This window comes from Bradyrhizobium sp. RP6 (genome assembly GCF_003837805.1).
Lineage (GTDB): Bacteria > Pseudomonadota > Alphaproteobacteria > Rhizobiales > Xanthobacteraceae > Bradyrhizobium.
On the sequence record NZ_RQIT01000021.1, the window covers coordinates 94,627 to 119,583 of the forward strand.

Sequence of the window (24,957 nt, forward strand, 5' to 3'; positions counted from 1 at the left end):
TGTCAGTGCCGCTTGTAGAGCGTAACGACGCAGGCGCCGCCGAGGCCCAGATTGTGCTGCAGCGCGACCTTGGCACCCTCGACCTGCGTGGGACCTGCCGTGCCGCGCAACTGCCGCGTCAGCTCGTAGCATTGCGCAAGTCCCGTGGCGCCGAGCGGGTGTCCCTTCGACAGCAATCCGCCGGACGGATTGGTCACGATCCGGCCGCCATAGGTGTTGTCGCCGTCATTGATGAACTTGCCGGCTTCCCCCTCGCCGCAGAGGCCGAGCGCCTCGTAGGTGATGAGCTCGTTGTGGGCGAAGCAGTCGTGCAGCTCGACCACGTCGAGATCGTCGGGCCCGATGCCGGCGCTTTCATAGACGCGGCTTGCCGCCTCTTTGGCCATGTCGTAGCCGACCAGCTGCATCATGTCGCCGGCCTTGAAGGTCGAGGGCGTGTCGGTGGTCATGGCCTGCGCCGCGATGCGTACTTCTTTGCCGATGCCATGCTTGTCCGCAAACCGCTCCGACACCAGCACGGCGGCGGCGCCGCCACAGGTCGGCGGGCACGCCATCAGGCGCGTCATCACGCCCGGCCAGATCACCTGATCGTTCATGACGTCGTCCGCGCTGACTTCCTTGCGGAAGAGTGCGAGTGGATTGTTCTTGGCGTGACGGCTCGCCTTGGCGCGCACTTTGGCGAAGGCCTCGAGCGGGGTGCCGTATTTCTTCATGTGGCTGAGCCCGGCGCCGCCGAAATAGCGCAGCGCCAGCGGAATGCCGGGGGCGTCGATCAGCTGGTCCGCAGCCGCGTCGAACTCCTCGAACGCGCTGGGGCGATCGGTATAGACGCTGCCGAGCGCGCCGGGCTTCATCTGCTCGAACCCGACCGCCAGCACGCAATCCAGCGCGCCGCTCGCGATCATCTGCCGCGCCATGAACAGCGCGGTCGACCCGGTCGAGCAGTTGTTGTTGACGTTGACGATGGGGATGCCGGTCATCCCGACAGGGTAGAGCGCGCGCTGCCCGCAGGTGGAATCGCCGTAGACGTAGCCGACATAGGCCTGCTCGACCTTCTCGTAGCCGAGGCCTGCGTCGTCGAGCGCGAGCTTGGCCGCCTCCGTCCCCATCTCGTGATAGGGCGCACTGGCGCCCGGCTTGGCAAAGGGGATCATGCCGACCCCTGCGACGACCACGTCAGACATGGCTTCCTCCAAACAAATTACCCATTGGACTTTTTCTTACCCACGGGTAACATATCGACCGATGTCCTCCGGAGTCAACCGATCCAGCATGGATTCAGCGCCGCCCGTTCCACCCTCATCGCCGCCGTCTTCGCCCTGGCTGCCGTTCGAGAGCCGGCGCCGCGCCCGCGATGAGAAGCGCGAGGCGGTGCTGCGCGCCGCCGTGCAGCTCTTCCTCGAGCAGGGCTATCATCGCGTGACGTTGAGCGAGGTCGCCGAACGGCTGAACATCACCAAGCCCGCGCTCTATAACTATTTCCGGGGCAAGGACGAGATCCTGTTCGAATGCTGGTCGATGGGCGCCGAGCTCGTCGACAGCGTCATTACGGAGATCAACGCCGGCGGCGGTTCGGGCCTCGCCAAGCTGCGCAAGCTGGTGCACGCCTATGCCGGGCTGATGGCGACCGATTTCGGCGCGAGCCTGGTGCGTTTCGACCTGCGCGATCTGGCCGAGCGGAACGCCGCCGTCGCGCGCGCCGCCAAGAAGCGGATCGACGCCACCTTCCGGCGCTACATTGCCGGAGGCATCGACGACGGTTCGATCAGGCCATGCGATCCCAAGCTTGCAGCGTTCGCGATCGCGGGCGCGCTCAACTGGATCGGCCACTGGTACCAACGCGACGGCGGGCTGTCGCCGACCGAAATCGCCGACGAGTTCACGGTTCGGCTGACGGAAGGCATGGCGACCGAGGGCCGGCAGCAGACGACAAAAAAGACGCCGAGGGTGCCGAAAGGGCGCAACTCAGGACGCAAAACGACAGGGAAGAAGCGCACAGGAGGAGGAACGCGATGAACGTCACGCACGGGCTGCGGCGCGCGCTGCAGATCAATCCGAAGGGGCTCGCCACCGTCTATGGCCAGCGGCGCCGCAACTGGGGCGAACTCGGCGAACGCGTCGCGAGGCTCGCCGGCGGCCTGCGCACGCGCGGCGTCCGCGACGGCGATCGCGTCGCCGTGCTGTCCTTCAACTCGGACCGCTATCTCGAGCTTTATCTGGCGACCGGCTGGGCGGGCGGCGTGATCGTGCCGCTCAACATCCGCTGGAGCGCCCTTGAGAACGAGGACGCGCTGCGCGACTGCCGCGCCTCCGTTCTCGTGGTCGACAAGGCCTTCGCACAGGTCGGCGCGCAGCTCGCCGGCGCCATTCCGGGGCTGAGGCTGATCTATGCCGACGACGGCGATGTGCCGGCGGGCATGGAGAGCTATGAGGATCTGATCGCGGGCAGCCCTCCGGTCTCCGATGCCATGCGCAAGGGCGAGGATCTCGCCGGCATCTTCTACACCGGCGGCACCACGGGACGTTCAAAGGGCGTGATGCTCAGCCACCACAATCTGATGGCCAATGCGCTGAATGCCCTCGGTGAAGGATTGTTTCCGGCGAGCACGACCTATCTGCACGCGGCGCCGATGTTTCACCTCGCCAACGGCGCGGCGATGTATTCGCTGCTGCTCTCCGGCGGCTCGAACGTGATCGTTCAGGGCTTCACGCCCGAAGGCGTGATGGCTGCGATGCAGAACGAGCGTGTCACCGACGTGCTGCTGGTGCCCACGATGATCCAGATGTTCGTCGATCACCCCGCGATCGGAAGCTACGACCTGTCGTCGCTCAAGCACATCATCTACGGGGCCTCGCCGATCAGCGAGGCGGTGCTCGACCGTGCCGCGCGCGCACTGCCGCATGTGCGCTTCACCCAGGCCTATGGCATGACCGAACTGTCGCCGATCGCGACGCTGCTGCACGCCGATGAGCATGTCGGGGAGGGGCGGAGAAAGGGGCGCCATCGCGGTGCCGGCCGCGCCACGCTCGGCTGCGAGGTCCGAATCGTCGACGAGAACGACCGGCCTGCGCCGACGGGCGCTGTCGGCGAGATCGTGGTGCGCGGCGACACCGTAATGATGGGCTATTGGGAACGGCCGGAGGAGACCGCGCGCGCCGTCGTCGACGGCTGGATGCACACCGGCGATGGCGGCTACATGGACGAGGACGGGTTCATCTATGTCGTCGACCGCGTGAAGGACATGATCATCTCCGGCGGCGAGAACGTGTACTCGGTCGAGGTCGAGAACGCGCTGGCGCAGCATCCGTCGGTGCTGCAATGCGCCGTCATCGGAATTCTCAATGAGCAATGGGGAGAGCAGGTCCATGCCGTCGTGGTCAGACGCAGCGGCGTGGAGGTTTCGGCGGGCGAGCTGATCGAATTCACGAAGACGCTGATTGCGGGCTACAAATGTCCCCGCAGCATCGAGATCACGGAGACACCGCTGCCGCTGTCGGGCGCGGGCAAGGTGCTGAAGCGCGAGCTGCGCCGGCCGTTCTGGGAAGGTCGGGAACGGCGGGTCAGCTGACGGCTCTCGCTCGCGTTGGGGCGCTGATGCCTGCGACGAGCACGCAAAGTTTCAGGTTTTCAGATCGCGGTCGCGCGGGTACCATTGGCGCGATTCATCGGGAACGTTCAGTCTTGGTCGAGACGCGCGAGCTCAAGCTCGACATCGAGCGCATCGGTACGGTCTCGGCGATCCTGACGCAGCCGGACCGTGCGCGCGCCTGCTACGTGCTGGCGCACGGCGCCGGTGCCGATATGCGGCATTCCTTCATGGAGAAGGTCGCAGAAGGTCTCGCGAGCCGCAGTATTGCGACCTTCCGCTTCAATTTTCCCTACATGGAAAGGAAGCAGGGGCGCCCCGACCAGCCCGCAGTCGCGCACGCCGCCATCCGCGCGGCGGCCGCGGAGGCGGCGCGGCTCTGCCCCGGCGTGAAGCTCGTCGCCGGCGGAAAGTCGTTCGGCGGGCGCATGACCTCGCAGGCGCAGTCCAAGGCTGCATTGCCTGATGTCAAAGGGCTCGCCTTTCTCGGCTTTCCCCTCCATGCCGACAAGAAGCCGTCGAGCGAGCGCGCCGAGCACCTCGCCGGCATCGCAATCCCCATGCTGTTCCTGCAAGGCACGCGCGACGGGCTTGCCGACCTGAGCTACCTCAAGCCTGTCGTCGAGAAGCTCGGCCCGAAGGCGACGCTGCATGAAATCGAAGGCGGGGATCACTCGTTTGCGGTGCTGAAGAAGTCCGGCCGCAGCAATGACGAGGCGCTGACGGAGGTGCTGGATACGCTCGCGACCTGGATCGACGAACTCGCCTGAACCTCACGCCGCATAAAGCCCCTTGTCGCGCGCCTTCTGGATCGCGAGCGCGGCGATCAGGTCGAGCGTCGGCGTCGACAGGCCGGCGGTGCGCGCGAAGGCTTGCGGCGCCTTCACCAGCACGTCGATCTCCATGGCGCGGCCAAGCTCGTAATCCTGGAGCAGCGACGGCTTGTGATTGGGGGCGGGGCCGCTGCGGGTCACGCGCTTGACTTCGGGGATGAAGTGCTGCGCGATCTCGTTCGCCTCGTTCAGCATGCGCGGAATCACCTCGGCAAAGGCCGGGTCGTCGCGCACGCCGCGCGCGGTCTGGCCGGTGAGCAGGCACAGCACCGAAAGCGACATGTTGGTCAGCAGCTTTGACCAGATCGCCTCGCGGATCTCGGCCACCGGCGGCGATTCCAGCCGGGCGTCGTTGAGGACGTTGCGCAGCCTCGTGATGCGCTCGCAATTGCGATCGTCGCATTCGCCGATCAAGACGCGATTGCGGTCCGGAGTGAGGTTCTGCACCACGCCCGGCGCGGTCACCTCGTTCGAGGAGAAGATCACGCCCCCGATGATCCGCTCTTTCGGGATGCAGGCGCGCAGGCGTCCGCCGGGATCGAGGAAGGAAATGTCCGGCGGCGTCGGGTGCCGCGGCGGCAGGCCGATGCCGTACCACCAGGGAATCCCGTTCTGCGCGAATACGATCGCGGTATCGTCCTGAAGCAGCGGCTTGATGCAGCCGACCAGCCCCGGAAGCGCGGTGGCCTTCAGCGTCGAGATCACGACGTCCTGTGGGCCGAGCTGGGCCGGATCGCCGGATGCGTTCACCCTGGCGCCGACCTCGGAATCGCCGACGCGCAGCTTGAGCCCATTGGCGCGAGCCGCCTCCAGATGCGCCCCCCGCATGACGCACGAGACCTCGTGGCCGGCGCGCGCCAGCCGCACCGCAATGTGGCTGCCGACGGCGCCCGCGCCAAAAATGCAGATGCGCATGATGATGTCCCGTACCTATCCCATGGTGCCGCCCCGACGCCAGCATGACACAAGCCGCCATGCGATGGACGCGGCCGCCCCACGCCGTAAAGATATGGATCAGGATGCGCCCTCTCGGCCATAGTGCGCGGCAAACAAGCCGGAGGATCGCCGATGACCGCCAACCCCGTCCCGTGGACTCTCGACGAGCGTGGGGTTGCGACCGTCACGTTGAACCGGCCGGAGGTCAACAATGCCTATGACGGCGCCCTGATCGCGGGCGTGCTCGCGGCCATGGACGATCTCGGCAGAAAGCCGAACCTGCGCCTCGTCGTGCTCCGGGGTAACGGCAAGCATTTTCAGGCCGGCGCCGACCTCAAATGGATCAACGGCGTGCGGCCGCAATCGGCTGAAGCGAACGAGGCCGCGTCGCGGGCGACGTTCGAGGCGGTGCAGCGGCTCAACACGCTGCCGATCCCGACCGTCGCGCTGGTGCAGGGCGGCTGTTTCGGCGGCGGCACCGGCGTGATCGCGGCCTGCGATGTCGTGATTGCCGCCGATAACGCCCTGTTCTCGATCACGGAGGTGCGCTGGGGCCTGACCGCCGCGATCATCATCCCGCAGCTCTGCGACGCCATCGGTGTGCGACAGGTTCGCCGCTATGCGCTGACCGGCGAGCGCTTCGGCGCCGAGGACGCCCGTCGCATCGGTCTCGTCCACGAGGTGGTGCCGCTCGCCGATCTCGAGGCCGCAGGCAGCAGGGTAGTGGAGCAATTGCTCGCCAACGGGCCGGAGGCAATGGCTGAAACCAAGAAACTCGCGCTGGAAAGCTCGTTCGGCGGCATGGCGGTGGACGATGCCACCTACAAGCGGCTCGTGCAGCTGCATTCACTCAAGCGCCAGAGCACGGAGGCGGCGGAGGGACTGGCCTCGTTTGCGGAGAAGCGTGCGGCGAATTGGGGCGGCAACAAAGGCTGAATGTCAGCAGCCGCGGCAGATATTGCTGATGCTGCGATTCACGGCGTCGTCGTCCTGGCGCAACTGGCGCAGTGTTTCGAGCGTCTTGCCCTCGTCGGTCGCTGGAGACGGCTTGCGCCTTGCAGCCAGCTCTTCCTCCTGACGCTTGTAGCAGGCCTCGCGGTCAGGCTTTTCCCGGATGAAGCGGCAGTTTTGCTCCACCGCCGAGGCGGCGGTGGTTGTGATCGTGAGAACGGTCAGGGCCGCGAATGCGCATATCACAGATGTCGAATTCATGGCGGCTCTTCTCTCAGTTCCACCGGACGAGAGCAACTGCAAACCGCACTTGGCAAGGCTCACAGTGACGACGCAAGTGACGCCTTCAGCAGGGTGAGCAGCGCCTGGACCGCAGCGGCGTTGCGGCGCCGCTCGGGAATCGCGGCCTTCACCCACAATTCCGGAATCGGAAAGTCGCGCAGCACCGGCTTGAGCGTGCCGTCGCGCAAAGAGCCCGCCACGAGATAATGCGAGATCAGCGCGATGCCGTTGCCGGCGATCGCGCTGCGCGCCAGCACATGACCCTCGTTGGAGGACAGCAGCGGGCTGACCTGGATGCTGATGCGGCCGCGCGGCCCGTCGAAGATCCATTCGGGGCCGGTCGGCAGGAAGCTGAGGCAGCGATGCTCGACGAGATCACGTGGATGTCTGGGCGTGCCATGTTTCTTCAGGTAGGCCGGCGAGGCGCAGAGCAGCCGCTTCAGCGGACAGAGCGGCTCGTCGATCACGCCGCCGAACGAATGCGGGAAGGCGCCGATCGCCATGTCAAATCCCTCCGTGACGGGATCGACCGGACGGTCGATCAGCACGATCTCGAGCTTGAGCCGCGGGTTCTGGGTCTGGAAGGCGCTGAAGGCATCTGCGAGGCGCGCCACCGTCAGCGAGGTCGGGGCCTTGATGCGCAGATGATCGACGAGGTCGTGGCCCTTCTCGCCCATGCGCGAGAGCAGGTCGGTGGCGTCGGCCACGACACCACGCGCGCGATGCACATAGCGCTGGCCTGCTTCGGTCAGCCGCAACTGCCGGGTCGAGCGGTGAAACAGCGGCGTGCCGATCCGTGTCTCCAGCTGCGTGACGCGCTTTGCGACCACCGAGGTCGAGACGTTGAGCTTTCGCCCGGCAGCGGAAAAGCCGGCTGCATCCGCGGTGGCGAGGAAGGCCTGCAGGTTCACCAGGACGTCCATGTCGGCCTTTCTCGATTTGCGAAAGTTGATCGCGTATTTTGGTGGATTGTAGCTTGCTGCGCGTTAATTCATAGTCGTCCTCAAGCAAGAGATTTGGGAGCGGACGCGCCATGCGGGCCACGATGATCGAAGAACCGGCACGACAAGTGCCGCTCTACGGCGAATTTGAAGTCGTCGTGCTCGGCGGCGGCCCGGCTGGCATCGTCGCGGCAGCCGCAGCGGCGCGCGCGGGGCGGAAGACGCTGCTGATCGAGCGCTACGGTTTTCTCGGCGGTATGGGCACCGCGGCCGGCGTCACCAATTTCTGCGGCCTGCACGGCAATGTCCATGGCGAGCACCGGCGGCTGGTGCAGGGCATGGCGTCGGATCTGCTGGCGCGGATTGATCGGCTGAACGGCCTCAACACGCCGCATCTGATCCTCGGCAAGGTCTTCGCGCAGGCTTATGACACCGCCGCGTACAAGATCGCCGCCGACGAGCTTCTCGCCAGCCACAAGGTGCGCATCCTCTTCCATGCGCTCGGTGCCGGCGTCGTGATGGGCGATGACCGCCGCATCGACGCGCTGCTGGTCGAGACCAAGGCCGGCCGGCAGGCAGTTCGCGCCGAGATCTTCATCGACTGCTCGGGCGACGGCGATCTCGCCATCTGGGCCGGTGTACCGTTCGAAATCGGCGACGAGCACGGCCATCCGCTATACCCCTCGATGATGCTGCGTCTCAACGGCATCGATCCCGAGCGAGCGGGCGAAGCCTGGCGGACCATCCCGCAACTGATGGAGAAGGCGCTCGCCGCCGGCACCCACACATTCCCGCGCAAGAGCGCCATCGTGCGGCCGCAGAAATCCGGCATCGAATGGCGCGTGAACTTTACGCAGGTCGCGCGCGAGGACGGCCATGCCATCAACGGCATCGAGCCCGACGATCTCACCCGCGGCGAGATCGAGGGCCGCAAGCAGGCGCTCGCCGCGTTCGAGTTCCTGCGCAGCACCGTGCCGGGCTTTGAAAAATCCTACATCGTCGACCTGCCGCCGCAACTCGGCATCCGCGAGACCCGTCGCATCAAGGGCGGCTATCAGCTCAGCGGCGAGGATGTGCTCGGCTGTGCCTCGTTCGAGGATTCGATCGGCGTCAACGGCTGGCCGATCGAGGCCCATGTTCCCGGCGATGTCGTCTTCACATTTCCGCCAATTCCGGAATCGCGCGGCTACAACGAGCTGCCCTACCGGATGCTGGTACCCCAAAGCGTCGACAATCTCCTGGTCGCCGGTCGCTGTGCCTCCATGACACATGAAGGCCAGTCGGCAGCGCGTGTCTCCGGTGCCTGTTTTGTGATGGGCGAGGCCGCCGGTTCCGCCGCCGCGCTGGCGCTCTCCGGAAACCGGATCCCGCGTGACATCCCCATTGAAAAATTGCAGGAAACGTTGAAACAACAGGGCGCCTTCATCGGACGGGATCAGGCACTGCCCGAAGGCCTGTAGCGGACTGCAAGACAACGACGGCGGAGGAATTGGAATGATCGGGATGGCGCGGCTCGCGATAGCGGGCCTGGTGGCGATCATGGCGATGGGCACGGCGCGGGCCGAGGATGCGCTGAAGGCCAGGATCGGCGTGCTCCGCCTGTCGTCCTCCGCCCCCGTCTTCATTGCGCAGGACAAGGGCTATTTCCGCGACGCCGGCTTGGCGGTCGAGCTCAAATTCTTCGATGCGGCGCAGCCGATCGCGGTGGCGACGACCTCAGGCGATGTCGATTTCGGCGTCACCGCCTTCACCGCGGGTCTCTACAATCTCGCCGGCAAGGGCGTGCTGAAGGTGATCGGCGGCATGAGCCGCGAGAAGCCCGGCTATCCCCTGATCGGCTATTTCGCCAGCAACAACGCCTATGCGAGCGGTCTGAAGACGCCGAAGGACCTCGCGGGCAAGCGCGTGGCGGTGACGCAGGTCGGATCGAGCTTTCACTACTCGCTCGGCCTGCTCGCCGATAAATACGGCTTCAAGCTTGCCGACGTGAAGATCGTGCCGCTGCAATCGCTGTCGAATGCGGCGGCCGCGCTCAAGGGCGAGACCGTCGATGCGGCGCTGCTGCCGATCTCCACCGCGCGAAAGCTGATGGACGAGGGCGGCGCGAAGTTCCTGGGCTGGGTCGGCGACGAGACGCCGTGGCAGTTGGGGGCGGTGTTCGCCTCGCCGAAGACGCTGGCCAACAAGGCGCTGGTGACGAAGCTGCTCGGCGCGCTGGCCAGGGCCGACCGCGAATATCACGACGTCATCCTCGCTGCGATGAAGGACGGCGTCGCCCCCATCAACGAGCAGACAAAACCGCTCTTGGAGATCATCGCGAAGTACACCAACTTGCCGGTCGAGCAGGTGGTCGGCAACTGCGCCTATGTCGATCCCGACGGCAAGCTCGACGTCAAGAATGTCGACAACCAGATCAAATGGCTCCAGGAGCAGGGCTTCGCGGACAAGGGCTTTGATGCCGATGCGATCATCGCCAAGGATTACGTGAAGGCGGACTAGCCATTCTTGACATTCCGGGGCTCGCGAAGCGAGAACCCGGAACCTCGAGGTTCCCCGGTGTGCAATTGCGCACCTGAGGTCTGATCCTTCGATCATCCCGGAACGACTGAGAACAGGATCGACGAGCTCTCATGGACCTGATCGCCAACCACATCACCCACCGCTTCGACGATCTCGCCGTGCTCGACGATGTCTCCTTCACCGTCAGCGCAGGCGAGGTGGTGGCGATCGTCGGGCCCTCGGGATGCGGCAAGAGCACGTTGCTGTCGATCCTGGGCGGGTTGCTGCAGCCGACCTCCGGCGCGGCGGAGCTGCGCGGCGCGCCGCCGGCGGACAGTCTCAATCCGTTGACCTTCGTGTTCCAGGATTTCGCGCTGCTGCCCTGGGCTACGGTCGAGGAGAACGTCGAATTCCCGCTGCTGCACGCCCAGCTCACCGCTGCGCAACGCCGCGCGCTGGTCGAGGATGCCCTGCGCCGCACCGGCTTGACCGATTTCCGCACCACCTATCCAAAGCAGCTTTCCGGCGGCATGCGCCAGCGCGTCGGCATCTCGCGCGCGCTTGCGGTGAAGCCCGCGATCCTGCTGATGGACGAGCCGCTCTCGGCCCTGGATTCGCAGACCCGCGAGCTCTTGATGGAAGACTTTGTCCGCCTGCTCGCCGATGGCGGCATGGGCGCGGTTTACGTCACCCACAATCTCGAGGAAGCCGCCCGTCTCGCCGACCGCATCGTGGTGCTGTCGCGGCGGCCGGGACGCATCCGCGAGGTCGTGGCCGTGCCGATGACGCGAGCGGCGCGCGCCGAAGTGGCGGCGCGCGAAAGGCTGCTTGCGCTTCAGAACCAGATCTGGTCGCTGATCCGCAACGAGGCGATCGACGCTGAACGCGAGGTCCAGCATGCTTGATCGCGCGCCGGCCGAAATTGCGAAGGACACTGCGACCCGGCGCGTCCGCTTCCGCGGCGCCGGCTTCGTTCCCGCCAGCAGCCGTTTTGGCGGCTGGATCGCGCTCGCGCTCGTCATCGCCATCTGGGAGGCTGCCGGCACCACTGGCCTTGTCAATCCGCTGTTCCTGCCGGCGCCCTCGGCGATCGCGCGCGCGATCTATCAGCTCGCGGTGTCGGGCGCGCTCTGGCAGCACGTCTCGGCCTCGCTGCTGCGTATCGGCGTCGGCTGGCTGCTCGGGACCGCTGCGGGTATCGCGGTCGGCTTCGCCATCGGCCTGTCGCGGCTTGCGCGCGGCGTCGGCATCACCTTCATTTCCGCACTGTTCCCTATCCCGAAGATCGCGCTGCTGCCGCTGCTCATCCTCTGGCTCGGCATTGGCGAGGAGCCGAAGATCGCGACCATTGCATTGGGCGTGTTCTTCTCGACCGCGATCTCGGTCTATAGCGGCGTCGATGCCGTGCCGCGCAACCTGATCCGCATGGCGCAGAGCTTCAACGTTCCCTTCGCCACGATCGTGCGCAAGGTGATCTGGCCCGGCGCACTGCCCGCGATCCTCGCCGGCTTCCGTATCACCGCCTCCGTGGCGCTGCTCCTCGTCGTCAGCGCCGAGATGATCGGCGCGCAATACGGCATCGGCGCCTTCGTGCTCCAGGCCGGCAACCTGATGCAGACCGATCAGCTGCTTGCGGGCGTGGTGATCCTGTCGGTGTTCGGGCTCATGGTGGGGAAGGTGATCGGCTGGCTGGAGACGAGGCTGTTGCACTGGCGGTGAAGTATACTCCGTCATTGCGAGCGCAGCGAAGCAATCCAGACTGGTCACCGCGGATACAGTCTGGATTGCATCGTTGCTACGCTTCTCGCAATGACGACGTGGCTGGCACCAGAGCTCACGCGTTCCCGCGATCCTCGCGGAACAGATCCAGCTTCTGCTGCACCGGACGGTCCGAGAAGCTGAACAGCACGGCGTCTTCGTCCGCCTCGTGCGTCACCCAGTGCCAGCTCGGCACCACGAACAGATCGCGGGGCCCCCATTCGAAGACGGCGTCGCCGATGCGGCTGCGGCCCTTGCCCTCGATCGGGCAGAACACCGTCGCATCGGTCGAACGATAGCGCGCGGTCTTGAAACCCTTCGGCAGCAGCTGGATGAAGGTGCCGATGGTCGGCATCGCAAAGTCGCCGGTCTCGGGATTGCTGAACTTCAGCTTCAGCCCGTGGCACGCGTCCCACTCCTGGCTCAGGCGCGCCCTTTCCAGGGCTTCGCGGGTGTAGGCATAGGGATAACTGAAGATCGGCGACGTCTTCGACCTCCGCTTCGCGTCGACCGGGAGCAGATTGTAGCCGTAGCGGGCAAAGCTGTCACCGGCAGGCTTCCTGATCTTTTGCTGATCCTCTTTCGAGCCTTCCGCAAAGGAGCAATCGAAGAACTGCACCAGGGGAATGTCGAGGCCGTCGAGCCAGAACATCGGCTCGTTCGTTTCGTTGGAATGATCGTGCCAGGTCATCGACGGCGTGATGATGAAGTCCCCTGGCTCCATCGCGGTGCGCTCGCCGTCGACTGCAGTGTGGGCGCCCTTGCCTTCGAGCACGAAGCGCAGCGCCGACTGGCTGTGGCGGTGCGCGGGCGCGACGTCGCCGGGCACCACCATCTGCACGCCGGCATAGAGCGAGGTCGTGATCTTGGATTGCCCGCGCAACCCCGGGTTCTCCAGCACCAGAACGCGCCGCTCGGCTTCCTTGGCGGTAATGAGCTTGCCGGCCTCCGTCATGTAGTCGCGGATGACGTCGAACTTCCAGAGGTGAGGACGGCAGGCGCTCTTCGGCTCCGGCGTGATCAGGTCGCTCATCACCGTCCAGAGCGCGGTGAGATTTTCGCCGTCGATCTTCTTGTAGAACGCCTCGCGTTCCGGCGTCCTGGTCACGGCTTCCATGGTTGCTGCTCCCGATCGTTTGTTAATTGACAGTATACTTACGATCCAGGTAGCGTCAATGTGACGAATGACAATCACCGTCGTCATTCCGGGGCGATGCGTTAGCATCGAACCCGGAATCTCGAGGTTCCGGGTTCTCGCGTCGCGAGCCCCGGAACGACAAGAAATATGGGAGGCTCTCCATGAAGCTGCACGGCTATTTCCGCTCCAGCGCCGCCTATCGGGTGCGGATCGCGCTGAACCTGAAGGGGCTCGGCGCCGAGCATCTGCCGCACCATCTGCGCAAGGGCGAGCAATGCGCGCCCGCTTATCTCGCCATCAATCCGCAAGGCCTGGTGCCGTCGCTGGAGAACGATGTGGGAGCAGTGCTGACCCAATCGGTGGCGATCATCGAATGGCTCGACGAGACGCACCCCAATCCGCCGCTGCTGCCGAAGGATCCGCTCCGCCGCGCCAAGGTAAGGGCGTTCGCGCTGGCGATCGCCTGCGACACTCATCCGGTGCAGAACCTGAAAGTGCTGGCGCGGCTGCGCGAGCTCGGCCTGCCCGAGGAGAAGGTGCAGGACTGGGCGGCCTGGGTCAATCGCGAGGGCCTGTCGGCCTGTGAGACGCTGATCAGGGACGAACCGGGCCCATTCTGCTTCGGCGATGCGCCGACGCTTGCCGATCTGTGCCTCGTGCCGCAGCTCGGCAATGCGCGCCGCTTCGGCGTCGATGTCTCGGCCTATCCGCGTCTGCTCAAGGCCGAGGCCGCGGCAAAGGCGCTGCCCGCCTTCGCCGATGCCGCACCGGAGAAGCAGCCCGATGCCGAGTAAGCCTACCCCTCCGATCACGATCGACGCGGTCTATGCCGCGCCGGGCTATCTGTTCCGGCGCATGCAGCAGATCGCGGTCTCGATCTTCATGGAGGAGTGCAAGGCGTTCGATCTCACCCCCGTGCAATATGCCGCGCTGATCGCGATCCATACCCATCCCGGCATCGACGCGACGCGGCTTTCGGCGGTGATCGCCTTCGACCGCTCCACGCTGGGCAGCGTGATCGAGCGGCTTGAAGCCAAGGACTATATCGAGCGCAAGCCGGCGCCGGAAGACAAGCGGATCAAGCTGCTGTATCTGACCAAGTCGGGCGCCGCGATCCTGCGCGAGATCATCCCCGCCGTCGAACGCGCGCAGGCGCGCATGCTGGAGCCGCTGAAGCCCGCCGACCGCAAGGCGCTGATGGGTCTGCTGGCGCAACTGGTCGATCTCAACAACGAGGCCTCGCGGGTGCCGCTGCGGGCGGAGGATGCACTGGAGCATCTGGGGAAGGGCGGGTGAGGGGCTGCCAATGTCTCGTGTCCCGGACGCGCTGCAGCGATCTTGCGCTGCTGCGCAGAGCCGGGACCCAGGACATTGGACGCGCGGCGCTGAAGTCTAGGCCCCGGCTCTGCAGCGCACCGCTTCGCGCTGCACTGCGTCCGGGGCACAGCACCGCGGCTACGGCCGAGCCGTCGCCCTACATCCGCAGCAACGCCTGCCGGTCGATCTTGCCCGTGCCCGTCTTCGGCAGTTCGTCGATGAAAATCACCTCGCGCGGATATTTGTACGGCAGCAGCTTGCCTTTTACATAGTCCTGCAATCGGCGCGTCGCTTCGCTTGGATCGTTGGCGCGGCGGTTCATCACCACCACCGCCTTCAGCGTCATGCGACGGTCCGGCAATTCGGCGGCGAACACCGCGCATTCGCGGATGTCGGGGTGGTCGGCGAGACACAGCTCGACCTCGAGCGGATAGACCCACTGGCCGGAGATCTTGATGAGATCGTCGGCGCGGCCGCGGAAGAAGTGGAAGCCATCGGCATCGCGGACGAAGCGGTCGCCGGTGTAGATCCAGCCGCCCTCGCGAATGGTTTCCGCTGACTTGTCCGGCCGGTTCCAGTACAGCGGCGTGTTGGAATCGCCGCGGACCCACAAGATGCCGTCCTCGTTGTCGCCGACCTCGTTTCCGTCCTTGTCGCGCAGCGCGATCTCGTAGCCGGGCACGCGCAGGCCGGCGGCGCCGAGCTTCTTCTGCCCCTCGCGGTTGGAGAGATAGATGTGGAGCACCTCGGTCGAGCCGAGGCCTTCGACGATCTCGAGTCCCGTGAGCGTCTTCCAGCCGTTGAAGACCTCGGCGGAGAGCACCTCGGCGGCGGAGAGCGCCATGCGCAGCGACGAGAAATTCGTCTTGTCCGCGCCTTCGGCCTTTGTCAGCGATGTATAAAGCGTCGGCAGGCCGAAGAAGACGGTCGGCTTGTATTGTTCGATCGCCGCGAAGATCGATGCAGGCTTCGGCTGGCCCGGCAAGAGCAGTGTCGCCGCGCCGGCCGAGAACGGGAAGGTCACGGAATTGCCGAAGCCGTAGGCGAAGAAGATCTTCGGCACCGAGAAGCAGATGTCATCTGGCGTCAGCTTCAGCACGTTCCGCGCAAAGGCGGCATCGGTGTAGGCCATGTCGTGCTGGAGATGCACGATGCCCTTGGGCCGCCCGGTCGACCCGGAGGAGTACATCCAGAACGCCATCTCGTTGCGATGCGTCGGAGCTTCCGCCAGTTCGGGCGGGAACTGCGCGAGCCAGCCTGCCGCCGCGAACGCCGCGGGCGCGGCGTGCTCGCCTACTGCACCATTCACGACGATCAGCGTATGGAGCTTCGTGTCCTTGCAGGCTTCCGCATTGAAGCGCGCCGCGAACTCGGCATCCGCGACCGCGACAGTCGCGCCGGAATCGGCGAGATAGAATTGCAGGAGGTCTGGCGGCGTCAGCGTGTTGATCAGGAGTGGCACGAAGCCGGCCCGCACCGCGCCGAAGAAGGCGGCCGGATAGGCCGGCGTATCGTCGAGGAACAAGAGCACGCGATCGCCGCGCTCGAGGCCGAGCGAGGCAAGACCGTTGCCCCAGCGGCAGGCTTCGCCGCAGAGCTCGGCATAGGTCCGCGTGCCCGCCGGACCCATGAGCGCGCGATTGTCGCCGCGGCCTTTGGCCAAATTGTCGAACAGCACGCGGCTGGCGTTGTAAATTTCAAGAACGGCAAAGCCGATCTCGCGCGCGCCCGGGCTGTCCGCAGGCACCTGGTCGCGGATCTCGCTGCTCATGGCGTATCTCCGGCATTCCTGGCGGCCTCGTAGCGGGCCATGAAGGCCGGCGACATCGCGCGTAGCCGGGAATCGTCGATGCGGCCGGAACGGGTGATGTAGCTGTAGGCGAAGTCCAGCAGGGGAAGCTTCATGTGCTCGGCGAAGTGTTCGTACCAGAACGCACTCGTGCGCGCGGCATCGACGAGCTTCTGCACGATGGGCTTGCGCGCGGCCTGGTAGCGGTGCAGCGCGGTCGCAAGATGCGCATCCGACTCCAGCGCCTTGACCAGCGCGATCGCGTCCTCGATTGCGAGCCGCGTGCCCGAGCCGATCGAGAAATGCGCCGAATGCAGCGCGTCGCCGAGCAGCACCATGTTCTTGAACGACCAGTGCTCGTTCCAGACCCAGGGAAAGTTGCGCCAGACCGATTTGTTGGAGATGAGGCAATGGCCGCCAAGCGTGTCGGCGAACACCTCCTCGCAGACCCCCTTGGACTGCTCGACGTCCTTGTAGGCGAAACCATAGGCCTGCCATGTGGCGTGATCGCACTCGACCAGGAAGGTGCTCATGGTCGGCGAATAGCGGTAGTGATGGGCGTTGAAGGCGCCGCGGTCGGTCCGCACGAACGTCTGCGACAGCGTGTCGAAACGTTTCGAGGTGCCGTACCAGACGAACTTGTTGGAGGAGTAGGACAACGAGGTGCCGAAGTCGCCTTCAAAGGCGCGGCGCACCAGCGAGTTCAGCCCGTCGGCGGCGACGATCAAATCGTGGCCGTTCAGCTGGTCGATTGCCTGGATCTGCGTATCGAAGCGCGGCGTGGCGCCGACATCGAGCGCGCGCTGCTGCAGGAACCTGAGGAGCTCGAGGCGCCCGATCGAGGAGAAGCCGACCCCGTCGATGGCGACGCTGTCGCCATGCAGGTTCAGCGTGATGTTCTCCCAGCTCTCCATGTGCGGGGCGATCGCATCGACCGTTTCGGGGTCGTCGGCGCGCAGGAATTCCAGCGCCTGGTCGGAGAACACAACGCCAAATCCCCAGGTCGCGTCGGCCGGGTTCTGTTCGAACAGGTCGACTTGATCCTCGGGATGACGCTTCTTCCAGAGATAGGCGAAGTAGAGCCCACCCGGCCCCCCGCCAATCACGGCGATCCGCAACGTCTGCCTCCCTAATTGACAGTATACTTACTATCTAGGGCTAGACTAGTGTGCTCCGGCCTCCGGCGCCAGCGGAATTATTGGCCACGCGCGGCGAGCCGAAACGCGATCCAAAGCTGCGTGCGACGCAACTCCGATCGGTCAGGCGCCACCATAAAGAAACAGCCGCGGCTTGACCACAAGCGCCTACCTCGTCGCGAACGGTACGAGGACGTCTTTGCAGGCCGGCGAGAGCGACGCCGCCCGGTTGGAAATGCATTGCATGATCCGGCCGCCGCCGGGCGCCACACCGGTGCAGAGCGTGCGGATGTCGGCGCCGCAGGCCGACCGGACGATGAACAGCTCCTCGCGCGGCAGCAATGGCCGCAGTACGATCGTGGTCGGCGCCGCGGCGGGGGCGGCCGCGGGAGCGGCAGCTGCAGGCGCCGCTGTGGCCGCCGCACCGCCGGATGCCGCGCTCAGCGCACCTTGGCAGGACGGTGAGACCCTTGCCTTGTTCTTCTCCAGGCATTCGAGCGCAGCCGCGCCGCCCGGCGGGACGCTGGCGCAGACCTTTGGATAATCGGACCGACAGGCGCTCTTGACGGCGGAGACCTGCGCGCTGCTCGGTTGCTTGGCGGAAGCAGCCTTGGGCGCGGCGGAGGTCGAGGCCGGCTTGGCAGGTTCAGTGGAGGGCACGCTGGGCGCCGCGGGCTTCGGCGCGGCAGGCGTCGGCTCGACCTTGGGTGCAGCTTCAGCTTCAGTTTTCGGCGCTGCGGGAGCGGCTTCGGTCTTCGGAGCCGCGGCGGGCTCGACGGCGCGGACCGCGGTCTGGCATCCCGATGACAGGCTCGATTCGTTCTTCTTCAGACATTGATACGCTTCCACGCCGCCCGGCGTCACGCTCGAGCAGTGCGTCATGAAATCCGAGCGGCACGCCGACCGGATCGCGCTCTTCTGCGCATCGGTCGGCGCTTGCGCAAAAATGGGTGCTGCAGTTGCGAACAGCGCCGACGCCAGCAACGCAGCGCGCGTGGCGCCATGCTTCAATATCTCGAACATATGGATGACTTCCTGCCCTATAGGTCGAGCGCTCGAGCCGCCGTTCGACGCTCCGAAAAAGGTGATGTGATTGCAATCGTCGCGAGCCATGCGATGCAAGACATCATGGACGCTTTGTCCGCCATCGCAAGCAGATTTTGGTCAAAGACGACGGAGCGAGGGCGGCGCTAGAGTCTCACCATGCGCTTGCCGCGGTTCTCGCCCGCGAGCAGTCCGATCAGCGCCTTCGGTGTGTTCTCGAACCCGTCGATGATGTCCTCCTGAACCTTCAGCTTGCCGGATTTCACCCAGGCCTGCAGGTCGGCGAGCGCACGCTGGCTCTCCTTCATGTAATCCATCACGATGAAGCCCTGCATGGTCAGCCGCTTCACCACGATCAGCCCGGGCACGCCGCGAGGGCCATGCGCGGCAGGAGTGCCGTCATATTGCGAAATCGCGCCGCAGCAGGCGATGCGGCCGTAGTTGTTCATCTGTGGCAGGCAGGCCTCGAGAATGTCGCCGCCGACATTGTCGAAATAGACGTCGATGCCTTTGGGAGCCGCTGCGCGCAGCGCTTTGAAGACGGCGCCGTTCTTGTAGTCCACCGCGGCATCGAAGCCGAGCTCGGACGTCAGCCACCTGCACTTGTCTGCGCCGCCGGCGATGCCGATAACGCGACATCCCTTGATCTTCGCGATCTGCCCGACGATCGAGCCGACCGAGCCCGCAGCGGCGGAGACCACGACCGTGTCGCCCTCTCTGGGCTTGCCGATCTCCAGGAGGCCGAAATAGGCGGTGAGACCGGCGATGCCGAACACGCTGAGCAGATGCGTCATCGGCTCGAGCTTCGGCATTTTGGTGAGATGCTTCGCCGGCACCGCGGCATATTCCTGCCAGCCGGTGTCGCCGAACACGACGTCGCCGGGCGCAAGGTCGGGCGCCTTCGAGCTGACGACCTCGGCGATGGCGCCGCCGGCCATCACGCTGTTGGCTTCGACGGCGGAACGATAGGTTGCGCCGTGCATCCAGGCGCGGTTGGCGGCATCGAGCGAGATGTATCGGACGCGCAGCAAGGCCTCGCCGTCCTTCGGCTCCGGCACCGCGCTCTCCACCATCTTGAAATGTTCGGGACCGAGCTTGCCGCCGGGTTTCTCCACCAAAAGAATCTGGCGATTGATGTTGCCGCTCATCGCGTTCCCTTCTTCATGTGTCTGGCAATTGTTGATGCAGCTGTCGCAAGGAGAACGTGCAAGCCGCATGTGCCGTGCGCCGCGTGAAAGCTAGATCGCCGCGTTCCATTTCACAACGGGAACATCCGGCCAACACGACCACGCGCAAAGCGCCACAAGGCGCAAGGACAAGTCTCGCGTCACGGGCGAGCGCCTGAACGTGCCGCTGCAACTCGGAGAAGCGTTCAGGGCAAGGGGCGATTCAGCCGGCGCCAAAAAAAAGCAGCGGCGGTCTTCGTCACGGCCGCGTCACCATGACGAGGTCCGGCCTTGTGCGACTGCGCGCCTCCGCTGGCGTCGAAGTGCCTAGCGACACCGTCTGCGTGTGTCTGGGAGCAGAGGGCTTCGTATCCACGCTCTGCTCCATGTAGAGCTGCCCCGCAACGAGCGTCATGGCTGTGCAGGCCAATACAAACATCGCCAGAGCCAATTGGTGCGCTTCATTCATCTCCGTTTGCCCGATGCAGTTCGAGACAATGAAAGTTGCCGATACGAGAGGATTTCATCTCCGGTCGCGACCGACCGGGCGGCGCCTTGTGCTGCTCTTTCCTCCGAACGAGGCGAGGCGACCTTGATATTGCTCAACCTTTGGCTGAAAACCGGCATCCGTCAAACTACTTAGGGAACTCGCCCTAAGATACGACGCGAGCTAGCGAGGCCGGCAGCTCCGCTCGACAATGGGCTGATGGATGGAGTTCGGAGGCCCGATGAATCATTCGATCTATAGCGCCGACCGCGCCACCCATTCGAAGATCGTCATCGTCGCATTGCTGGTTGCAGCGGTCGTCGCCGGTATTGCCGTTTCTTTCCACGCCGACACGAGAACCGCGGCGGTCGAGCGGGCAGCCGTATTCAAGCCCGGAAAGCCGGTGGTCCTGGGCGGCTCGGCCGCCGTGGCCGTCCGCTGATCCGGAGGATTTGCAATGCGCAAGAGCAGAACCGAGACCGGAGCTGTCGCCGAGTCGTTCGACCCGGCGTTGTGGTCAGTCGCAGCCGTCCTCAGCGGGGCGGTGGTCTATCTCGCGTGCCTGATCTAGCGTGCGGAGAATAGTTCCGAAGTCGGGACGCTCCTGCGAGCAATCGCAGAATGCGCGTTGACGCAGGTTACCATTGTTTGCGCTGGCGCAACCGACACGTCCAGGATTTGCAATAGCGTCTTCGAGCCTGGCGGCTTCTCTCTGAAACCCAAACGCAGTTGCCATGGCGGCGAGGCTCGGTATTCCGGGCCTCGTTCCATTTCAATCGACGCGCGCTCGCGCGCGATACGGCAATTGGCGCCGGCAGTTCAGAGGGATGTCTCGAAAATGCGATCCAGCGCCGCGTCATAGGTCGTCTGAACCAGTCCGGGATGGAGCCGTCCGAGCGCCTCCATCATCACCCCGGAATTGATCTCGAGCACGCGCCAGATGCCGTCGACCCGGACCACGTCGATGGAGGCGAAGGTGATGCCGATGAAGTTTGCGGCGTCGATGGCGAGCTTCGCACAGTCAGCCCGAACCTCGCCCTCATCGAGGAGGATCGGCTTTGCGCCGGCGTCGAGATTGTGCCGCCAGGTCAGGAGGCGCCGTTCCCCCTTGGGAACGATGGCGTTGAGCTCGTGCGCAGCGAGTTCGTGCAGACGTCCGTCCTGTCCCGCCGCGCTCGCCAGCTCACGTAACGTCTGCATGCCGTCGCCGACGACCGACGGCCGCTCCTTGCGGTAGACGATCATCGGCTTGCCATCGAGCACGATCACGCGGACTTCCTCCTCGATCTCGACATAGGGGGCGATCACCAGCCCAAGGCCGGACGAGAAGATCTCGGTGATGGCGCGGTCGAGCTCGTCGCTGCTCGTCGCCTTGAACACGGCGCGTCCGGACGTGCCCTCGTTCGGCTTCACCACCACGCCTTGCGGATTCCGGGCGAGCAGTGCCAGCATGCCCTGGCGCCAATCGGTCCCGGCGACGTGCACGCCCATGCTCGGATTGAGGAAGAGGTGGTGAGGAACGCACGGCACGCCGGCCATCTCCAGCGCCTCGGCGGTGGCCGATTTATCGTTGGCGAGGCGGTGGGCGATGGCGCTGTTGAGTCCGATGTCGTAGCCGAAGGCGAAGCGGCACCTCGCACCTTTGCGCATCGCGATCAGCCAGCCCCTGGCGCGGACATCGACTGCGATGTCGTGCTCCGCGCAATAGCGCCTGATCGCCTGAACGAAGATTCGCTCGCCGCCTGCCATGGTCTTTCGTCGTTCCTGTCGCCAAAAGCCGCAAAAATGCGGAAATCGGCGCCAATGGGGATGAAATTCAGAGCTATTCTTAATGAAATTCTCGCGAGCGCGACGGAAATTAAGTGCTTCAATCCAGCCCAGCAGGGAAAAGAAATTGCCTCCCTCATGCGCCCGGCAGCAGATTTCTGAATGATGTGACCAGTTCTGCCGCAAATGCCGGTTTGACCGGCATCAATTGCATCCGGAACGAGGTTGATTATTGGTCTCAATGGCGTAGATCACACAGGCGAAATCCTCCGCCATGGCAAATGGTGTCCGCCCCGCTTCCAGGGCCGGGCAACGCTTTTGCCCTAAAACCGCAGTTATTCGGAAATCGAGAATCATGAGCGCGTTTTACCGAGAGAAGGTTCTTTCCGTCCACCACTGGACCGACACGCTGTTCAGCTTTCGCGCCACCCGCGATACCGGCTTCCGCTTCCAGAACGGCCAGTTCGCCATGATCGGACTCGAAGTCGACGGCCGTCCGCTGCTGCGCGCCTACAGCATGGCGAGCGCCAATCACGAGGAACAGCTCGAGTTCTTCTCGATCAAGGTTCAGGACGGCCCGCTCACCTCGCGCCTGCAGAAGATCAAGGAAGGCGATACCATCCTGGTCGGCCGCAAGGCGACCGGCACGCTGATCACCGACAATCTGCTTCCCGGCAAGCGGCTGTTGTTGCTCTCGACCGGCACCGGCCTCGCGCCCTTCGCGAGCCTGATCAAGGATCCCGAGGTCTACGACCAGTTCGAGTCGATCGTGCTGGTGCATGGCTGCCGCCAGGTCTCCGAGCTCGCCTATGGCGAGAAGCTCGTCGCGACCTTACGCGAGGATGAGCTGTTCGGCGAGCTGCTCGCGGACAAGCTCGTCTATTATCCGACCGTGACCCGTGAGCCGTTCAGGAACCGCGGCCGCATCACCGACCTCATCAGCTCCGAGCAGATCTTCAACGACATCGGCCAAGGTCCGCTCGATATCGAAACCGACCGCATCATGATGTGCGGCAGCCCGGCGATGCTCGAAGAGCTGAAGGTGATGTTCGAGAGCCGCGACTTCATCGAGGGCTCCGGCAACAAGCCCGGCCATTTCGTGATCGAGAAGGCCTTCGTCGAGCGGTAAGCTCCGTTGAAGAAGTGGCGTGATCGCGCGCCACACTCAACTCGTCGTCCCGGACAAGCGAAGCGCCGATCGGGGACCTATAACCACAGGCCGTGGTTATGCGAAGGCTCGGAGTGACAGCTTTCCTCCAGTCGTCAAATCCCGTTGATGTGGATGCCGGACTCGCGCTTGCCCGGAGCGTCAGCTGAGCTTGTGGAATCCAGAGTGGCCCCCTCGCAACCCAAAAGGGGCCCTGCGGCCCGCCGCAGCTTCCTCTCAACACCTCTGCTGCAGTGCAGCAGCCCGCCATCGGGCTGATTGATTTGTCTCCGCCGAATTCGCTAGCCTGAAACAAGGGCCGCGTCATATCCGTATGACAGGCGCAGGCGTATCGTACCGCCTCATGCTGGCGAGAGGATCGGATCGTGGCCGACGACAACAAGACGCGGGAATCGCCTCAACACTCATCCCCCAAACGCCTGCCGCTGGCGGAAGAGGGGGTCATGGAAACCCTGCTGCTGCCGTTCTCGCCGCGCTTCATCGTGCTGACGATCTGTGCGGTGGTCACCGCGCTCCTGATCGGCATCGGCCTCGCGGATCGCAAGATCTTCGACATCATGCTGGTCCCGATCCTGATCTTCGGCGCGCTGACGCTGCTCGGTGTCCGCGATCTCCTGCAGAAGAGCCACGCGGTGCTGCGCAACTACCCGATCTCCGCGCATATCCGCTTCCTGCTCGAAGAGATCCGGCCCGAGATGCGGCAGTATTTCTTCGAGAGCGAGAAGGATGGCATGCCGTTCTCGCGAGACACCCGCGCGGTGGTCTATCAGCGCGCCAAGATGGAGCTCGACAAGCGGCCGTTCGGCACCCAGGAGGACGTCTACCGCGAGGGCTATGAGTGGATGCACCACTCGGTCTCGCCGAAGGCGCATGCCACGGAGAAATTCCGTGTCATGATCGGTGGGCCGGATTGCGCAAAACCCTATTCGGCCTCGGTGTTCAACATCTCGGCGATGAGTTTTGGCGCGCTCAGCCCGAATGCGGTGCGGGCACTGAATGCCGGCGCCAAAAAGGGCGGCTTCGCGCACGACACCGGCGAGGGCGGCGTCAGCCCCTATCACCGCGAGATGGGCGGCGACATCATCTGGGAGATCGGCTCGGGCTATTTCGGCTGCCGCCATCTTGACGGCAGCTTCGATCCCGAAGCTTTCGCGCGCGTTGCCAGCGACGACCAGATCAAGATGGTCGAGCTCAAGGTCAGCCAGGGCGCCAAGCCCGGTCATGGCGGCGTGCTGCCGGCGGCCAAGGTCTCTGAGGAGATCTCCAAGATCCGCGGCGTCGCCATGGGCGAGGACTGCATCTCGCCGGCCTCGCACCGCGCGTTCTCGACGCCGGTTGGCATGATGCAGTTCATCGCCGAGATGCGCCGCCTGTCCGGTGGCAAGCCGGCCGGCTTCAAGCTGTGCATCGGCCATCCCTGGGAATTCCTGGCGATCTGCAAGGCGATGCTTCAGACCGGCATCTATCCCGACTTCATCGTCGTGGACGGCAATGAGGGTGGCACCGGTGCGGCCCCGCTGGAGTTCATGGATCATCTGGGCATGCCGATGCGCGAGGGCGTCAATTTCGTCCACAACGCGCTGGTCGGCATCAATGCGCGCGACCGCATCAAGATCGGCGCCTCCGGCAAGATCGCGACGGCCTTCGACATGGCCCGCGCGATGGCGATCGGCGCCGACTGGTGCAATTCGGCACGCGGCTTCATGTTCTCGCTCGGCTGCATCCAGTCGCTGAGCTGCCACACCGACCGTTGCCCGACCGGGGTAGCGACGCAGGACCCGACGCGGGCGCGCGCGCTCTACGTGCCGCTCAAGATCGACCGCGTAAAAAATTACCATCATGCGACCCTGCACTCGCTGACGGAGCTCATTGCCGCGGCCGGCCTCGAACATCCGCAGCAGCTGCGCCCGATTCACTTCAGCCAGCGGACGTCGACGACCCAGGTGCAATCCTTCGCGCAGCTCTATCCGGCGCTGCGCCCGGGCGAGCTGCTCGAAGGCACGCAAGACCCGCGCTTCCGCGACGCCTGGCGGATGGCGCGCGCCGAGACGTTCCAGCCGGCGCCGTAGGATGCCGGCCGCGGCAGGCAGGCACGCGGGCCGCAAATTTGTCGCGAGCGGGGGGTGGGCTTAACGGTTGGTTCAGCTTTGGGTGTAAA

General features: G+C 64.9%; 23 protein-coding genes. 13 read left to right on the top strand and 10 right to left on the bottom strand.

Going from position 1 to position 24,957, the window contains the following annotated elements:
- Positions 1-2: 2 nt before the first annotated feature.
- On the bottom strand, positions 3-1,184 hold the full coding sequence (locus tag EHH60_RS29015; RefSeq protein WP_124162795.1) for a lipid-transfer protein: 1,182 nt from the start codon (positions 1,182-1,184) through the stop codon (positions 3-5).
- An 88-nt stretch (positions 1,185-1,272) separates the two neighbouring features.
- Here EHH60_RS29015 and EHH60_RS29020 point away from each other — a divergent pair, with 88 nt between their 5' ends.
- The 3 genes from EHH60_RS29020 to EHH60_RS29030 all read left to right on the top strand — a co-directional run bounded on the left by EHH60_RS29020 (position 1,273) and on the right by EHH60_RS29030 (position 4,357).
- Positions 1,273-2,016: a TetR/AcrR family transcriptional regulator gene (locus EHH60_RS29020; RefSeq protein WP_124162796.1), complete on the top strand. Its 744-nt coding sequence runs from the start codon at positions 1,273-1,275 to the stop codon at positions 2,014-2,016.
- Positions 2,013-3,569, top strand: coding sequence for a long-chain-fatty-acid--CoA ligase (locus tag EHH60_RS29025; protein ID WP_124162797.1), 1,557 nt, complete (start codon positions 2,013-2,015; stop codon positions 3,567-3,569). Before EHH60_RS29020 ends, EHH60_RS29025 begins: the two co-directional genes overlap by 4 nt.
- A 113-nt stretch (positions 3,570-3,682) precedes the next feature.
- Positions 3,683-4,357 carry an alpha/beta hydrolase family protein gene (locus EHH60_RS29030; RefSeq protein WP_245454616.1) on the top strand — a complete coding sequence of 225 codons (675 nt, stop codon included), beginning with the start codon at positions 3,683-3,685 and terminating at the stop codon, positions 4,355-4,357.
- A 3-nt stretch (positions 4,358-4,360) separates the two neighbouring features.
- Here EHH60_RS29030 and EHH60_RS29035 read toward each other — a convergent pair whose 3' ends face one another.
- Positions 4,361-5,335, bottom strand: a complete 975-nt coding sequence (locus tag EHH60_RS29035) for a ketopantoate reductase family protein (RefSeq protein WP_124162799.1) — start codon at positions 5,333-5,335, stop codon at positions 4,361-4,363.
- 153 nt (positions 5,336-5,488) lie between these two features.
- Between EHH60_RS29035 and EHH60_RS29040 the strand changes: the two genes are divergently transcribed.
- Entirely contained in the window at positions 5,489-6,292 is an 804-nt protein-coding gene (locus EHH60_RS29040) for an enoyl-CoA hydratase-related protein (protein ID WP_124162800.1), read from the top strand.
- 3 nt (positions 6,293-6,295) lie between these two features.
- On the opposite strand, the gene EHH60_RS29045 is transcribed toward EHH60_RS29040, so the two are convergent.
- Together EHH60_RS29045 and EHH60_RS29050 are read right to left on the bottom strand one after the other, a co-directional pair.
- Positions 6,296-6,568: a hypothetical protein gene (locus EHH60_RS29045; RefSeq protein WP_124162801.1), complete on the bottom strand. Its 273-nt coding sequence runs from the start codon at positions 6,566-6,568 to the stop codon at positions 6,296-6,298.
- Between the two features lie 59 nt (positions 6,569-6,627).
- On the bottom strand, positions 6,628-7,512 hold the full coding sequence (locus EHH60_RS29050) for a LysR family transcriptional regulator (protein WP_124162802.1): 885 nt from the start codon (positions 7,510-7,512) through the stop codon (positions 6,628-6,630).
- A gap of 110 nt (positions 7,513-7,622) precedes the next feature.
- Here EHH60_RS29050 and EHH60_RS29055 point away from each other — a divergent pair, with 110 nt between their 5' ends.
- From EHH60_RS29055 to EHH60_RS29070, 4 genes are all read left to right on the top strand, one after another.
- Positions 7,623-8,990 carry an FAD-dependent oxidoreductase gene (locus EHH60_RS29055; protein ID WP_124162803.1) on the top strand — a complete coding sequence of 456 codons (1,368 nt, stop codon included), beginning with the start codon at positions 7,623-7,625 and terminating at the stop codon, positions 8,988-8,990.
- 34 nt (positions 8,991-9,024) lie between these two features.
- Entirely contained in the window at positions 9,025-10,029 is a 1,005-nt protein-coding gene (locus EHH60_RS29060) for an ABC transporter substrate-binding protein (protein WP_124162804.1), read from the top strand.
- A gap of 131 nt (positions 10,030-10,160) precedes the next feature.
- Positions 10,161-10,934, top strand: a complete 774-nt coding sequence (locus tag EHH60_RS29065; RefSeq protein ID WP_124162805.1) for an ABC transporter ATP-binding protein — start codon at positions 10,161-10,163, stop codon at positions 10,932-10,934.
- The gene (locus EHH60_RS29070) at positions 10,927-11,748 is read left to right on the top strand and encodes an ABC transporter permease (protein ID WP_124162806.1); all 822 of its coding nucleotides are present in this window, start codon (positions 10,927-10,929) and stop codon (positions 11,746-11,748) included. Before EHH60_RS29065 ends, EHH60_RS29070 begins: the two co-directional genes overlap by 8 nt.
- 115 nt (positions 11,749-11,863) lie before the next feature.
- Here the strand turns inward: EHH60_RS29070 and gtdA are convergent, their stop codons facing one another.
- Positions 11,864-12,904, bottom strand: a complete 1,041-nt coding sequence (gene gtdA, locus EHH60_RS29075; RefSeq protein ID WP_124162807.1) for a gentisate 1,2-dioxygenase — start codon at positions 12,902-12,904, stop codon at positions 11,864-11,866.
- Between the two features lie 182 nt (positions 12,905-13,086).
- Here gtdA and maiA point away from each other — a divergent pair, with 182 nt between their 5' ends.
- On the top strand, positions 13,087-13,719 hold the full coding sequence (maiA, locus tag EHH60_RS29080) for a maleylacetoacetate isomerase (RefSeq protein WP_124162808.1): 633 nt from the start codon (positions 13,087-13,089) through the stop codon (positions 13,717-13,719).
- Entirely contained in the window at positions 13,709-14,221 is a 513-nt protein-coding gene (locus tag EHH60_RS29085) for a MarR family winged helix-turn-helix transcriptional regulator (RefSeq protein ID WP_199752129.1), read from the top strand. The genes maiA and EHH60_RS29085 overlap by 11 nt, the downstream gene beginning before the upstream one ends.
- Before the next feature lie 178 nt (positions 14,222-14,399).
- Here the strand turns inward: EHH60_RS29085 and EHH60_RS29090 are convergent, their stop codons facing one another.
- The 4 genes from EHH60_RS29090 to EHH60_RS29105 form a co-directional block, all read right to left on the bottom strand.
- Positions 14,400-16,013 (bottom strand): benzoate-CoA ligase family protein, encoded by a 1,614-nt coding sequence (locus EHH60_RS29090; RefSeq protein WP_124162810.1) that lies wholly within the window; start codon positions 16,011-16,013, stop codon positions 14,400-14,402.
- Positions 16,010-17,149: an FAD-dependent monooxygenase gene (locus tag EHH60_RS29095; RefSeq protein ID WP_199752131.1), complete on the bottom strand. Its 1,140-nt coding sequence runs from the start codon at positions 17,147-17,149 to the stop codon at positions 16,010-16,012. The genes EHH60_RS29090 and EHH60_RS29095 overlap by 4 nt, the downstream gene beginning before the upstream one ends.
- Before the next feature lie 186 nt (positions 17,150-17,335).
- The gene (locus tag EHH60_RS29100) at positions 17,336-18,190 is read right to left on the bottom strand and encodes a cysteine rich repeat-containing protein (protein ID WP_124162811.1); all 855 of its coding nucleotides are present in this window, start codon (positions 18,188-18,190) and stop codon (positions 17,336-17,338) included.
- Positions 18,191-18,357: 167 nt separating this feature from the next.
- Entirely contained in the window at positions 18,358-19,359 is a 1,002-nt protein-coding gene (locus EHH60_RS29105) for an NADP-dependent oxidoreductase (RefSeq protein ID WP_124162812.1), read from the bottom strand.
- Positions 19,360-20,105: 746 nt separating this feature from the next.
- Between EHH60_RS29105 and EHH60_RS29110 the strand changes: the two genes are divergently transcribed.
- Positions 20,106-20,306: a hypothetical protein gene (locus EHH60_RS29110; protein WP_124162813.1), complete on the top strand. Its 201-nt coding sequence runs from the start codon at positions 20,106-20,108 to the stop codon at positions 20,304-20,306.
- A 377-nt stretch (positions 20,307-20,683) separates the two neighbouring features.
- On the opposite strand, the gene EHH60_RS29115 is transcribed toward EHH60_RS29110, so the two are convergent.
- A complete protein-coding gene (locus EHH60_RS29115) occupies positions 20,684-21,613 on the bottom strand; it encodes an ATP-grasp domain-containing protein (protein WP_124162814.1) in 930 nt (309 codons plus the stop codon).
- A 373-nt stretch (positions 21,614-21,986) separates the two neighbouring features.
- Here EHH60_RS29115 and EHH60_RS29120 point away from each other — a divergent pair, with 373 nt between their 5' ends.
- A complete protein-coding gene (locus EHH60_RS29120) occupies positions 21,987-22,760 on the top strand; it encodes a ferredoxin--NADP reductase (protein WP_124162815.1) in 774 nt (257 codons plus the stop codon).
- Positions 22,761-23,242: 482 nt separating this feature from the next.
- Entirely contained in the window at positions 23,243-24,868 is a 1,626-nt protein-coding gene (locus EHH60_RS29125; RefSeq protein ID WP_124162826.1) for an FMN-binding glutamate synthase family protein, read from the top strand.
- Positions 24,869-24,957: the final 89 nt, after the last annotated feature.

Coding starts and splice junctions, on each gene's coding strand:
- EHH60_RS29015 (WP_124162795.1), bottom strand. CDS start 1,184: ATGTCTGACGTGGTCGTCGCAGGGGTCGGCATGATCCCCTTTGCCAAG.
- EHH60_RS29020 (WP_124162796.1), top strand. CDS start 1,273: ATGGATTCAGCGCCGCCCGTTCCACCCTCATCGCCGCCGTCTTCGCCC.
- EHH60_RS29025 (WP_124162797.1), top strand. CDS start 2,013: ATGAACGTCACGCACGGGCTGCGGCGCGCGCTGCAGATCAATCCGAAG.
- EHH60_RS29035 (WP_124162799.1), bottom strand. CDS start 5,335: ATGCGCATCTGCATTTTTGGCGCGGGCGCCGTCGGCAGCCACATTGCG.
- EHH60_RS29040 (WP_124162800.1), top strand. CDS start 5,489: ATGACCGCCAACCCCGTCCCGTGGACTCTCGACGAGCGTGGGGTTGCG.
- EHH60_RS29045 (WP_124162801.1), bottom strand. CDS start 6,568: ATGAATTCGACATCTGTGATATGCGCATTCGCGGCCCTGACCGTTCTC.
- EHH60_RS29050 (WP_124162802.1), bottom strand. CDS start 7,512: ATGGACGTCCTGGTGAACCTGCAGGCCTTCCTCGCCACCGCGGATGCA.
- EHH60_RS29055 (WP_124162803.1), top strand. CDS start 7,623: ATGCGGGCCACGATGATCGAAGAACCGGCACGACAAGTGCCGCTCTAC.
- EHH60_RS29060 (WP_124162804.1), top strand. CDS start 9,025: ATGATCGGGATGGCGCGGCTCGCGATAGCGGGCCTGGTGGCGATCATG.
- EHH60_RS29065 (WP_124162805.1), top strand. CDS start 10,161: ATGGACCTGATCGCCAACCACATCACCCACCGCTTCGACGATCTCGCC.
- EHH60_RS29070 (WP_124162806.1), top strand. CDS start 10,927: ATGCTTGATCGCGCGCCGGCCGAAATTGCGAAGGACACTGCGACCCGG.
- gtdA (WP_124162807.1), bottom strand. CDS start 12,904: ATGGAAGCCGTGACCAGGACGCCGGAACGCGAGGCGTTCTACAAGAAG.
- maiA (WP_124162808.1), top strand. CDS start 13,087: ATGAAGCTGCACGGCTATTTCCGCTCCAGCGCCGCCTATCGGGTGCGG.
- EHH60_RS29085 (WP_199752129.1), top strand. CDS start 13,709: ATGCCGAGTAAGCCTACCCCTCCGATCACGATCGACGCGGTCTATGCC.
- EHH60_RS29090 (WP_124162810.1), bottom strand. CDS start 16,013: ATGAGCAGCGAGATCCGCGACCAGGTGCCTGCGGACAGCCCGGGCGCG.
- EHH60_RS29100 (WP_124162811.1), bottom strand. CDS start 18,190: ATGTTCGAGATATTGAAGCATGGCGCCACGCGCGCTGCGTTGCTGGCG.
- EHH60_RS29105 (WP_124162812.1), bottom strand. CDS start 19,359: ATGAGCGGCAACATCAATCGCCAGATTCTTTTGGTGGAGAAACCCGGC.
- EHH60_RS29110 (WP_124162813.1), top strand. CDS start 20,106: ATGAATCATTCGATCTATAGCGCCGACCGCGCCACCCATTCGAAGATC.
- EHH60_RS29115 (WP_124162814.1), bottom strand. CDS start 21,613: ATGGCAGGCGGCGAGCGAATCTTCGTTCAGGCGATCAGGCGCTATTGC.
- EHH60_RS29120 (WP_124162815.1), top strand. CDS start 21,987: ATGAGCGCGTTTTACCGAGAGAAGGTTCTTTCCGTCCACCACTGGACC.
- EHH60_RS29125 (WP_124162826.1), top strand. CDS start 23,243: ATGGAAACCCTGCTGCTGCCGTTCTCGCCGCGCTTCATCGTGCTGACG.